This is a genomic window from Pedobacter sp. 22226 (genome assembly GCF_052045455.1).
GTDB classification, from domain to species: domain Bacteria; phylum Bacteroidota; class Bacteroidia; order Sphingobacteriales; family Sphingobacteriaceae; genus Pedobacter; species Pedobacter jeongneungensis.
Genome location: NZ_JBQEPB010000001.1, coordinates 473,809 through 485,529 on the forward strand (window position 1 = coordinate 473,809; position 11,721 = coordinate 485,529).

The 11,721-nt window shown below is 40.3% G+C and carries 10 protein-coding genes; 6 read left to right on the forward strand and 4 right to left on the reverse strand.

The genetic code is table 11. The annotated features are described in order from the left end of the window. Positions 1-119: 119 nt before the first annotated feature. The 3 genes from ACTJKC_RS02010 to ACTJKC_RS02020 all read left to right on the forward strand — a co-directional run bounded on the left by ACTJKC_RS02010 (position 120) and on the right by ACTJKC_RS02020 (position 2,331). Entirely contained in the window at positions 120-884 is a 765-nt protein-coding gene (locus ACTJKC_RS02010; RefSeq protein ID WP_440789800.1) for an SDR family NAD(P)-dependent oxidoreductase, read from the forward strand. A 14-nt stretch (positions 885-898) separates the two neighbouring features. Next, positions 899-1,348 (forward strand): ester cyclase, encoded by a 450-nt coding sequence (locus ACTJKC_RS02015; protein WP_440789802.1) that lies wholly within the window; start codon positions 899-901, stop codon positions 1,346-1,348. A gap of 71 nt (positions 1,349-1,419) precedes the next feature. After that, complete coding sequence (locus ACTJKC_RS02020; protein WP_440789804.1) at positions 1,420-2,331, forward strand: helix-turn-helix domain-containing protein; 912 nt, start codon at positions 1,420-1,422, stop codon at positions 2,329-2,331. 143 nt (positions 2,332-2,474) lie between these two features. Here the strand turns inward: ACTJKC_RS02020 and ACTJKC_RS02025 are convergent, their stop codons facing one another. Genes ACTJKC_RS02025 through ACTJKC_RS02040 form a run of 4 tightly spaced genes read right to left on the reverse strand, consistent with a single transcriptional unit; the run spans position 2,475 to position 5,649 of the window. After that, a complete protein-coding gene (locus ACTJKC_RS02025; RefSeq protein ID WP_440789806.1) occupies positions 2,475-3,257 on the reverse strand; it encodes a hypothetical protein in 783 nt (260 codons plus the stop codon). 4 nt (positions 3,258-3,261) lie between these two features. Further along, entirely contained in the window at positions 3,262-4,182 is a 921-nt protein-coding gene (locus tag ACTJKC_RS02030; RefSeq protein WP_440789808.1) for a helix-turn-helix domain-containing protein, read from the reverse strand. 34 nt (positions 4,183-4,216) lie between these two features. Continuing rightward, entirely contained in the window at positions 4,217-4,672 is a 456-nt protein-coding gene (locus ACTJKC_RS02035; RefSeq protein WP_440789810.1) for a DUF2147 domain-containing protein, read from the reverse strand. Next, positions 4,669-5,649: an NmrA family NAD(P)-binding protein gene (locus tag ACTJKC_RS02040; RefSeq protein ID WP_440789812.1), complete on the reverse strand. Its 981-nt coding sequence runs from the start codon at positions 5,647-5,649 to the stop codon at positions 4,669-4,671. Before ACTJKC_RS02040 ends, ACTJKC_RS02035 begins: the two co-directional genes overlap by 4 nt. A gap of 441 nt (positions 5,650-6,090) precedes the next feature. Here ACTJKC_RS02040 and ACTJKC_RS02045 point away from each other — a divergent pair, with 441 nt between their 5' ends. The 3 genes from ACTJKC_RS02045 (at position 6,091) to ACTJKC_RS02055 (ending at position 11,717) form a co-directional block, all read left to right on the forward strand. Continuing rightward, complete coding sequence (locus tag ACTJKC_RS02045; protein WP_440789814.1) at positions 6,091-6,672, forward strand: RNA polymerase sigma factor; 582 nt, start codon at positions 6,091-6,093, stop codon at positions 6,670-6,672. Positions 6,673-6,778: 106 nt separating this feature from the next. Continuing rightward, positions 6,779-7,954 (forward strand): FecR family protein, encoded by a 1,176-nt coding sequence (locus ACTJKC_RS02050; protein WP_440789816.1) that lies wholly within the window; start codon positions 6,779-6,781, stop codon positions 7,952-7,954. Between the two features lie 190 nt (positions 7,955-8,144). Next, entirely contained in the window at positions 8,145-11,717 is a 3,573-nt protein-coding gene (locus ACTJKC_RS02055; RefSeq protein WP_440789817.1) for a SusC/RagA family TonB-linked outer membrane protein, read from the forward strand. The last annotated feature ends 4 nt before the right edge of the window (positions 11,718-11,721 follow it).

Genomic DNA, 11,721 nt, shown 5'->3' on the forward strand with positions numbered 1-11,721 from the left:
CTCAAAAATGAAATAGTTGAATATATGGGTTTAGGCTACGAACAGAGAGGTTATGGCTACATTCCCCAAGAATTGTCAACATACCTTTGCCATATACTAATTATTACAGAAACAAAAGTATGTCATCTCAAAACAAAATTGCAATCGTTACCGGAGGAAGCAGAGGTATCGGAAAAGATATCGTCCTTAATCTCGCTAAAAATGGCTTGGATATCGTTTTTACCTATAACAGTCAGAAAGAGGCTGCAGATGAAGTTGTAAATCAAATTGAACAACTTGGACAAAGGGGAATAGCCCTGAAGCTCGATGTTTCAGATGCTGCAAGTTTCGATGGTTTTATCAAAACGTTAGCAGCAGCATTACAGTCTCAATTGAATGCTCACCGATTTGATTTTCTAATCAATAACGCAGGTTTTATACATTACGCGGAATTTGAAACATTAACCGAAGAGCAGTTCACAGAAATGGAAAATGTACACCTCAAAGGACCATTTTTCCTGACACAAAAGCTATTACCACAAATCAATAGATTTGGTGGTATTGTAAATGTTTCTTCGGGTCTGACACGCTTCGCCACACCCGGTTTTGCAGCTTATGCCGCTTTTAAGGGGGCTATGGAAACATTGACAAAGTATCAGGCCCAGGAACTTGGGAAAAGAAACATCAGAGTGAATGTAATCGCGCCAGGAGCGATTGAAACCGATATCATGGGTGGTGCTGTCCGCGACAATGTAGAAATGAATAAATATCTGGCATCACAGACCGCCCTGGGTAGAGTCGGCCTGCCTGAAGATATCGGTGGGGTAGTAGCTTTTTTATGCAGCGATGCCGCAGGCTGGGTCAATGCCCAAAGAATTGAAATTTCAGGAGGATCCAATCTTTAATAGCCTATATGAAAATGGAAAATAAGGAAAGTGATTTCGTAAAGGCTTTAACGAAATCTGAAATAGATACCATCAGAACATTTTATGGTGCCTTCAAGACGAAGAATGCGGCAATCCTGGATGAGATCTGTAACCCGGACTGGAAAGACATTCCGCTGGCTCCCGGGCAAGCTGATGGACCGAAGGGACTTCAGGATATCATGACCTATCTTTTTGAAGCCTGCCCAGATATCGAGGTCGTAATTCATGAAATTTTTGGAACGCACGAACGGGCAGCGGTAAGGGCTTCGATGAAGTTTACCCACGTCAATGAAATCATGGGAATTCCGCCGACTCATCAGAAAGTATCCGTGGCCTTGCACGAATTCCATCATCTAAAAGATGGCAAGCTTACCCATACCTGGCATCTGGAGGATTGGTTCGGACTTTTAATGAGCGGCAAATCTCAGCACATTAGCCAATAACTGAAGGCATCATACTAAATTTTCAATCTGCCTGGCTCACAATAGGTAAATAAAACTTTAAATTTGCATATATGGAAATCGTTACGATAAAGTCTATTACATCATATCACCGTTTCAGGGGGCTTCCAAAACCTGAACACCCATTGATCAGTTTGGTTGATTATTCCCTGGTGCAATTTCCGGATGAGGAAAAAGCGGTCAATATCGTTATGGATTTTTATTCGATTGCCTTGAAGCGCGATATCGGGGCAAAACTGCATTACGGACAACAAGTTTATGACTTTGATGAAGGGTTGATGTCTTTCATCTCTCCAGGCCAGGTTTTACGGATAGAACGAAATCCGGGTTCGCTAGCAGGCGGATCCGGATATTTGTTGCAAATTCACCCTGATTTTTTATGGGGTTCTTCTTTAGCCCAGACTATAAATAGCTATTCCTTTTTTGATTATTCCATTCATGAAGCGCTCTTTCTTTCCAGTAAGGAAGAAATGAGCATACTTAATATTTTCGAAAATATAAAACAGGAATATCATGATAACATTGACGGCTTTTCGCAAGGGCTCATTATAGTTCAAATTGAACTCTTGCTCAAATACTGTGAACGATTTTACAACCGGCAGTTTATTACCAGAAAAATCAGCAGCCACCAGATGCTGACCAAAGTCGAGCATTTCCTTAATGAATATTTCTCTTCAGAACAACATCGGCAGGCTGGCCTATTGTCGGTCAAAACGGTCGCAGATGCCATGAATGTTTCATCCGACTACTTAAGCAGTCTTTTAAAACAGCTCACTGGTAAAAATGTTCAGGAACATATACACCACAAACTTATTGAAAAAGCCAAGGCAAAGTTATCGCTCACCAGTCTTTCAGTGAGTGAGGTCGCTTACGAGCTGGGTTTTGAACATCCCCAGTCGTTTAGTAAATTTTTTAAAATAAAAACAAACCGCTCGCCACTGGAGTTTCGTAAATCATTTAATTAAAAAAAACAGCATCTCAAAACATAGAAATCTTTTGAATCCTACATCTCTTTCCTATAGCTATTTAGGCAATAAAAATTAATCACTTTTCTTTTTCCTAAAGCAAATTCTGGAAAAAGCGTTCAGACACTATTAACGGGGGACTATTAAGCTGAAATGCCAAATACTTTGGCATTAAGTGCCTGTACCAGACAAAACAAGGCTAATGCACCGTACATTAAGCCCATGTATATCACTAGCTTCACGTCCTTAAATACGTAAAATGCAAACAATGGCAAAACTTGCAAAGCGTGCATCCCTACAAAATGGGCGATTCGCAAATCTCCGTATTTAAGGCTCCAGTTTAGAAAAGGTATCGTTAGACCATCAGAAGCCCCCACCCTGGACGAACCATTTGCACCCATAACAGCACCTTCCAGGGCAAATATGACAAATAGAAAAATGCCTAAACGAATGGCCCAAAGGTAATAATCAGGAAGAGTGGGGAAATTATGCGAACAGAACATAATACCGATGTAACCAGTATATAGAGTGGCGACTATTGCTGCGATGGCCATTGCCACAGTAAGCCAAGTGTATAATGTGGAACTCCTATTATAATGGGATAACTCACCACGCGATGCCTGAAAAGTAATGTAGGTAAGTTCGAATCCCAGACACACAACCAATAACCAATTGTATAGGCCGATATATTTATAGGAATCAAGATATCCAGTGTACCATGCCATCGTTAAGCTAAATATGCCGATTGACAACGCAAATTTAACAGGTTTGTACCAGGCATTCACACTGTTAATCTGCATATGGTTAAATTTTGATGCCAAGAGCATGATAACTGCACCAAATAGACATACCAGCCCAAAATAAAATAAGCAAGCATTTCTTGATTTCAATAATACTAAAAAATCGAGCATAAAGCGGTTAATCATAAAGTTAATTAAAGGAGTTGCGGAACTCAAGGGGAGTTAGATCTGTTTTACTTTTAAATAGTTTACTAAACGACTGGGGATATTCGAAGCCCAGCTTAAAAGCAACCTCCCCGACAGTAAGCGTTGTGGTGGAGAGTTTTTCTTTCGCTTTTTCAATCACTTTTTCGTGAATGTGCTGCTGGGTATTCTGTCCGGTAAGGGTTTTGAGAACTCCACTGAGATAGTTGGGAGAACAATTGAGCAGTTCGGCAATATGCTGCACGGTAGGCAGGCCCCTATTGATGAGGTCTTCATCATTAAAATAATCGTCGAGGATTTTCTCCAGTTTATCCAGTATTTGGCTTCCAGCTATTTTGCGCGTGAGAAACTGACGCATATAAAACCGATTTGAATAATTCAGGAATGATTCAATCTGCGAAATGATAATCTGTTCACTGAATTGATCGATATGTGCATGGTATTCCTGCTCGATGTTCTTAATAAAACTTTTCAAAACAATCTCTTCTTTTTCAGAAACAAAAAGTGCTTCATTTATCGCATAGTTGAAAAACTCATATTTTTTGATCGTTTTGGCTAACGGATTTCCCCACAGAAAGTCCGGATGGATAAGCAACATGCTTCCTGCACTCCTGAAGTCATCATCGGCTTTAAACGAAAATATTTGATTAGGAGATATGAAGAACAATATGCCGTCATCGAAATCATACTTTTGCTGTCCATAGCCATACTGCACATCTCCGGCCTCCACCTTTTTAAGTGAAATCATATAAAAATCAAAGACCACCTTGATACTATCCTCACTCTTGTAGGGCGTTATCTCAGCTAGGTCTATAACGCTAATCATCGGATGTTCCGGATTGCCTATACCCAGTATTTTGTGGTATTCCTTGATTGTTTTTATTCTGTAGGGCTGCTGCAAAATCATTCCGGTTATGATAGAAAAGATTATAAATGTAGGATTATTTGTTATCAACTTTTTCCAAAGTCAGTCCTGGATTCAATCCAAAGAAAGAAAGTCCCCAGAAGCCCCTGATGTTGAGGTTCCCTTTTTCGGTAGTGGTCAAATAAGAATCATAGGTATTTCCCTCAGCCCCATCATAATCATAGAGCTTTCCCTTCCAGCTGTTCTTCTTAACATCAAATTTAATATCTGTCAATAAAAGAATTCCCACAAGGGGCATTTTCCGTTTTTCTTTGTCAGGATTATTGACGTCCAAAACAGGCTTTCCATAATTATCGACGGGTTTTTTTAAATAGATTAGTTTGCCGTAATAATGCTCATTGGTCTTAAATATCTCCACCTTGCCTTCTTTGACCGGACTATACCATACACCAACAATATCATCAGCCTTTGACTGTGAAAATAACATTGTAGAAAAATTCAGAAATAGAATTGTTATAAATAGATGTTTCATTGCTCCTTATATTTTGTTGCGAACGCTTTCGCAAAATCATTCATTTTGATCCTGCCTAAAACCGCTGGTCTGTTTTTAAAATAATCTTCGAAGAGGTCACCATTGTGCATCGCCAAATTCATTTCGGTAAATTCTTCGGCTATTTTTTCAGACGCTCCAATTTTCATAAATGCATCTTTCATTTGTTTGTCACTGATAAGCACCCACTTTAAGTACGGTTTCCCGATTGCATTTCCCAGCATGGAAGCTATTTCCTGGCAGGTGAGTTCCTCACTTGCAACATACCTTACTTTCTTTCCTTCTTGCTGAGTGTTAAGTTCCTCTGCAATTGCAGAGGCAATATCTACTGGCGATACCCAGGCGATTTTGTCGGTTTCCCCATAATTTGATAATATTATTCCTGAATATCCTTTAAAAAGGCTTTTAAAACCATAGTGTTTAAGGTAAAGTAATTTTCCAATGATGCCTTTTAAAAACCCTTCACCCTTAACCATGTCCATAAACGCGTACAAGTTATAATCGAAAGATCCCGGTCGTAGATGGGTAACAGATACATCTTGAGGAAGTTGTTTAAAAACGTTCTCTGCAATGTAGTGAAAAACCAAAACCCCTGTCCCGGCAGGCTTCTCACCACCTACACTGCTCAGCTGTACCACCTTTTTAATGCCCGCATTTTGAATCGCCTCAGCATAATTCGTACTGATGCTAAATGCCTGTTTTTGATAATCAGGCGTATCAGCCCCAAAAAAGTTAAAGGGCGGCATCATGCAGTAGGCAGCGTCATGCCCTTGGAAAGTTCTATTTAGAAAAATGCCATCCTCTAATGCTCCAATCTCAGCCTTTGCACCCAGCTGCTCGATTTCCGCTTTCCTAGCGACCGAACTGCTGATTACCGTCACCTGATGTCCTTGTTCAATCAGCTGCACAACGAGCGGCTTGCTGATATTTCCCAAAGAACCTGTCACTATTATTTTCATGTTAATATTCGAATTAATTATATTTCAAAGTTAAGTCACAGGATCTCATCAGGCGTGCCCAAATCCACTTTTGTTGTGTTCAAAAACACTATAAAACGATTTTGCAAAAATTGAGACACATAATGTACCGTCCTGAATTTACTTGTCGTTTGCCTGAAGTACCCCAGAGTGGACGGTCTCTGTCTGGGCAATAAATTATAATGGTTGGTTATCAAATGTGGATGAGCATTGTGTATTATACAGAATGTTTTTTACAGGTTTACATTTGAATCTGTTTTGCTATCTAAATTGGAAAGGACCACTGTCACCAAAATATACTATTACGGTTATTTATAGTTTTATATTCAGTGATTTATCTTAGTTTTGTTGGTAAGAAAATTGGAATGTTTTTTATTAAACAGCTTTCCACTAGCCACGCCAAACAGCATAAATCAACTAACTGTGCTTATTGAAAGAGATATTATACTAGCCTTAAAACGGGGGGAGGAATCTGCCTTTAGACTAATTTTTGATCAAAATTTCAAGAGGCTTTTTGCATTTAGTTTCCGTCTCCTAAAAAATAGGGAACAGGCCGAAGAGGTTGTACATGATGCATTAATGAATGTTTGGGTAAATAGGGAAAGATTAAATGATGCCCTGTCCATCACTCCTTATTTATATACCATTACCCGCCGGTTAACCCTTAATGTGCTCAGGCATATCTCCACTTCGCAGAAAATGATCGATCAGCTTTGGCTTGATATTGAAAAAGTAAGTAATAATACAGAAGAATCTATTCTTTTAACGGATTTGCAGCGATTTACAGATTCATCTTTGCATATTTTACCGTCACAGCAGCAATTGGTATTTAAAATGAGCAGGTACGAGGGTTTAAATTATGATGAAATAGCCGAACAGCTCAATATTTCACGGCATACTGTTAAAAATCATTTAATCGCAGCATTAAAAACACTTCGTACACACTTTAATGTGTCGGATATGAGCTGCTTTTTTATTCTTTCTTCTTTTTTGATAAAAAAGTAAATTTTTTTTCCGGTCAACTAGTCCTAAAATTATTTTCACGTGTAATGCTATTATAAACCCAATGTAAAGGGGATGTAATGCTATGATTAAATCTGCTCGAATTGAATTGCTAATAAAAAAATATGATGATGGTTCCATCTCCCGGTCAGAATATATAGAACTGGTTGATGAACTTAAAGCCGGTGGCAATGAAAGGGCTTTTTTTAATGCCATTGATGCCATTTGGGAAGATACCAGACCGGTATCGTTCCATAACCAGGCACAGGAAGATGCATTTTACGACAAACTTATCCATTCGGATAGATTTAAGCGCAAGCCTTTCATTTTAAGGTCAAAACCTTTTTACCGCTATGCTGCGGCGGCGGTAATACTCTTGTTTTTATCGGCAGGCCTTTATTTTTATCTTAATCATACCCGTGGATCCAGATTTGCAGCTAACGATATCGCTCCTGGTAGCAACAAAGCGATGTTACTTTTATCCGATGGACAGAAAATAGATTTAACAAATGTAGCCAGTGGCGAACTGTTAAGTAAATCGGGAATCGAAATTTCAAAAACAGCCGACGGTAAATTATTATACAGCATTAAAAGTGATGCAAATGCACAGGAGCCCGGATTGGAAAATACCATTGTTACCCCAAAGGGCGGACAGTACCAGGTTAATCTGCCTGATGGTACAAAAGTTTGGCTAAATGCAGCCTCAACATTAAAGTTCCCTTTACAGTTTAATAAAAATGAGCGCTCGGTTTCCTTAACCGGCGAAGCTTATTTCGAGGTAGCAAAAAAATATAAAAATGATCATCGAGCAAGGCTCCCGTTTTATGTATCAACGCCTAAAGCCAGGGTTGAGGTACTCGGTACGCATTTTAATATAAACGCATACGAGGCAACCAGTAAAACCACCCTTTTAGAAGGATCGGTAAGGATTGTGGCAGCTCCAAATGCCAAAAATTCCCGCCAGCGCATTTCCTATTTATTACCAGGAGAGCAGGCCATTGTAAACCCCTTGGATATTGTGGTTAGCAAAGCTGATATCGAAGAAACATTGGCATGGAAAAATGGATTTTTTGTGTTTAACGGGCAAAACCTGGATCGCATAATGAAAGATGTGGAACGCTGGTACAATGTAGAGGTTGTTTTTGAAGATGAGGTGCTTAAAAAAGAATCGTTTAACGGAACCACATCGAGATTTAAAAATATATCACAGCTATTAGAAGTGCTGGAATCAACAGGATCAGTTCATTTTAAGATAGAAGGAAGGAGGGTTAAGGTAATGGATTAATATTTACCGATTTAAAATGTACTGAAACAAAAAACCGGGAGTGCTGCGAACATCCCCGGCTATAATCTTAGTGCATTAATGAAACGTATCAAACAGTACAATAAACCACTAAACTACAAATGTAATGAAATTTAAGGATCTAATCCGATCCGGGTATTCTGCCTGGGTAAATAAACCGATAGTTCGTGCCATGAAGATAACGATACTACTAATGACCACATTTTTGTTGCAGGTACATGCCAATGGATTTGCCCAAAATATAACTTTGAACCAGAAGAACACCACATTGAAACAATTGTTTGCCGAAATAAGGAAACAAACCGGTTACAATGTACTTTGGCAGGAGGGAAAGGTAAACGACGCATTAAAAGTAGATGCGGTTTTTAATAATCAGCCGTTGGAAAAAGTGCTTGATAAAGTGCTTGAGCAAAAGGCGCTTACTTACAGCATTGTAAATCAAACCATCGTAATCAAAAAGGCCGAAAAGCAATTTATCGATAAAGTTGTCGATTTCTTTTCCTCCATTAATATAGACGGGAAAATACTTGATGCCGAAACAGGGATGGAAATCCCTAAAGTATCGGTAATGTTAAAGGGATCATCGCGGACAGTATTGGCCGATGACCACGGAACTTTCCGTTTTAACAGTTTGCCTGATGACGCCGTACTGGTTTTTTCGAGCATTGGCTATGTTACCCAGGAGGTAAAAGCGGTGCCAAATATGACTGTACGCATGAAAATGGCCAGTCAGGACCTCGAAGAGGTGGTTGTTTCGAACGGATATCAGACGCTTAAAAAAGTGAGTTCAACAGGGTCATTCGGTGTGCTTTCGGCAAAAGATATTGCCCGCAGGCCACGCATCAATATTCTGGATGCAATTGATGGGGTGGTACCAGGTGTTGCCGTTGACACCAGAAACAACAAAATCCAGATCAGGGGTACAAATTCATATACCAATAGTTATGCACCGCTGGTGGTAATTGATGGTTTTCCGGCCATTAACCAAAACCTGACTACGGTAACCAATGGAATCATTAATGGCAATCCTGGTAATCCGAGTGTAACCCAAACATCAGGAAACGCTATTTTAAGCCAGTTCAATCCCGAGGACATAGAAAGCATCACTTTTTTAAAAGATGCCGCTGCATCGGCAATTTGGGGTGCAAGGGCGGCAAACGGGGTTATTGTGGTAACCACCAAAAAAGGAAAACGTGGTGCAAACACCATTAATTTCGGTGCTACATTAAGTACCGCTTCGCCTGCCGATTTTAGTAAACTCACCTCAATGAACAGCGCCCAGTACATCGATCTGGAACAGGAACTGGTTGATAAAGGTTTCATCTCCGATCCGGTAGCAGCTGTTATTGCTTCGCCAGCCAATGGTTACCGCTCGCAGCCTGTTTCGGAAGCCGAAGAGTGGATGTTTAAGGCAAAACGTAACCCTGCTTATGCAGCCCAACGCGATTCGGCACTGAATGTGCTGAAAAACCGTTCCAATCAGGGGCAGATCAGGGATTACTTATTGCAAAATGCCATAACACAACAATATAACCTCTCATTTTCGGGTGGTACCGACAACAGCTCGTATTATATTTCTGGAAATTACACCAAAGACCAGCCTATCTTTAAAAGCAATGCCGGCGAAAGTTATAATGTAAATGCCAACTTTACCAACGATTTTCTCCGTAAGCGCGTTACCTTAAACACTGGCTTGGCCTATAATTATTCCTTGGCTGAGGTAAACAGTGCAGCCTTAAATGCATTGAGTGTGGGTAGTTTTGGTTTAACACCTTATGATAATCTGGTTGATGACCAGGGAAACAGGATTTACAGGGGCATCACTTTTACCAAAAGAGTATCAGACAGTTTGAGCAGAACAAAAAACCTTTTGCCCTGGACATACAACGCCATTGATGAGTTGGATTATAACTCCACCATTACCAATAAAAACAACATCAGGGTAAACGGTTCATTGAAAGGTATAATTACCTCGTGGTTAAATGTTACGTTTTCTGGTCAGATCCAAAAAACAATTTCCGATCAGATCAATAACCAAAATATGAACAGTTATGTAACCCGCGATCTGATCAATAATTCCACCAACCCGGCAAACACCAGTAATGTAAGTTTCTTAAGGGCAAATGCTGTACCGAAGGGTGGCGTATATAAAACCAGCAGAAATACCGTTGATGATTATAGTTTAAGAGCACAATTTAACGCAAACAAAGATTTTGCCGGAGATCATCACCTGGATTTACTGGGCGGTACCGAAATCAGGCAGGCCAAATACCAGGGAAGCGAGCAAACCTTATATGGTTATGATGAAGACCGTTCTACATCGGTTGCGGTAAGCACCACTGTAAATTATACCACACTGGTAGGTTCTAGTAACCGTTTATCAAGTCCTGGAACGGTTTTTAAGAACCGGACCAGGTACTTATCTTATTACGGTAACGCAGGCTACAGTTACAAAAACAAATATTTCGCCAGCGGAAGTTTGCGTTTTGATGATATCAATATTATCGGGGTGGATAGGAGAGAGCGGTCTAAACCCTTATGGTCGGCCGGTTTACGTTGGGATACCAAGAAAGAAAGTTTCCTTGAAAATATAGATTGGATCAGCAGTTTGAGCATAAGGGGTACTTTGGGCACCGGTGGTAACCCGCCGTTAACATCGAACAATTTTACCACCATTAGCACAGGCGTAGTAGATCCTTACACACAGTTGCCTTATGCCACCATTGTTACGCCTGCCAACCAGGGCATTGGCTGGGAAACCACTAAAATGGTTAACGGGGGCATAGATGCCAGGTTCCTGAATAACAGGGTTGGCTTTGGTCTGGATCTTTATAGCAAAAGGACTTACGATATCCTGATCAACCAGCCCATCAATTCAACTTATGGTTTTGCTTTTCTGCAATATAACGGTGGAACACTGGCAGGCAATGGGGTTGATTTAGGCTTATCGGGCGATGTAATCAGAAACATCAACTGGAACTGGACATCTACCCTAAACTTTTCGTACAATACCAATAAGGTTACCGATGCAAGATTTTTGCCTACAACAGCAAACGTTGGTACACCGATACTAACCACAGGCTACCCGATCGATAATCTTTTCGTTTACCGTTGGGCAGGGTTGGATAATACAGGTCAGTCGCAGATTTTCACATCAGATGGGACTGTGGTAAAATCAACCGCTTCTACCGCCATTAAAGCCGAAGACAGGGTATATGCCGGCAGAACCACTGCACCGTATTTTGGTGGTTTCCTCAATAATCTGAGGTATAAAAACTTCGAGCTTTTTACGCGTATTACCTATAATATGGGACATAAATTCCTGATCAAAAATATCAATGGATCCAATTATCCAACAGGTACTTCATCTTCAGGTTTTCTGGCCACCAGCCAGGCATTGGTTAACCGTTGGAAAAACCCCGGTGATGAAGCTACAACAGATGTACCGGGATTAACGGGCAATAACTTTAACAGCATCAGCCGGTATATGTACAGCGATATAAATGTGCGCGACGCAGGCAATATCCGTTTTCAGCAGGTATCGCTCAGTTACAGGTTTCCTCAGGCCATGTTAAAAAAGATGCCTTACATCAAGGGAATCAATATGGGCTTTACAGTAAGTAATCTGGGTTTATTATGGGTAGCCAATAAAGAAGGTATAGATCCTGATTACCAGATGACCGATTCGTTTGTAAACCTGCCTCCAACCCGTAGCTATGTTTTTAATTTTAACCTATCCCTTTAAACCG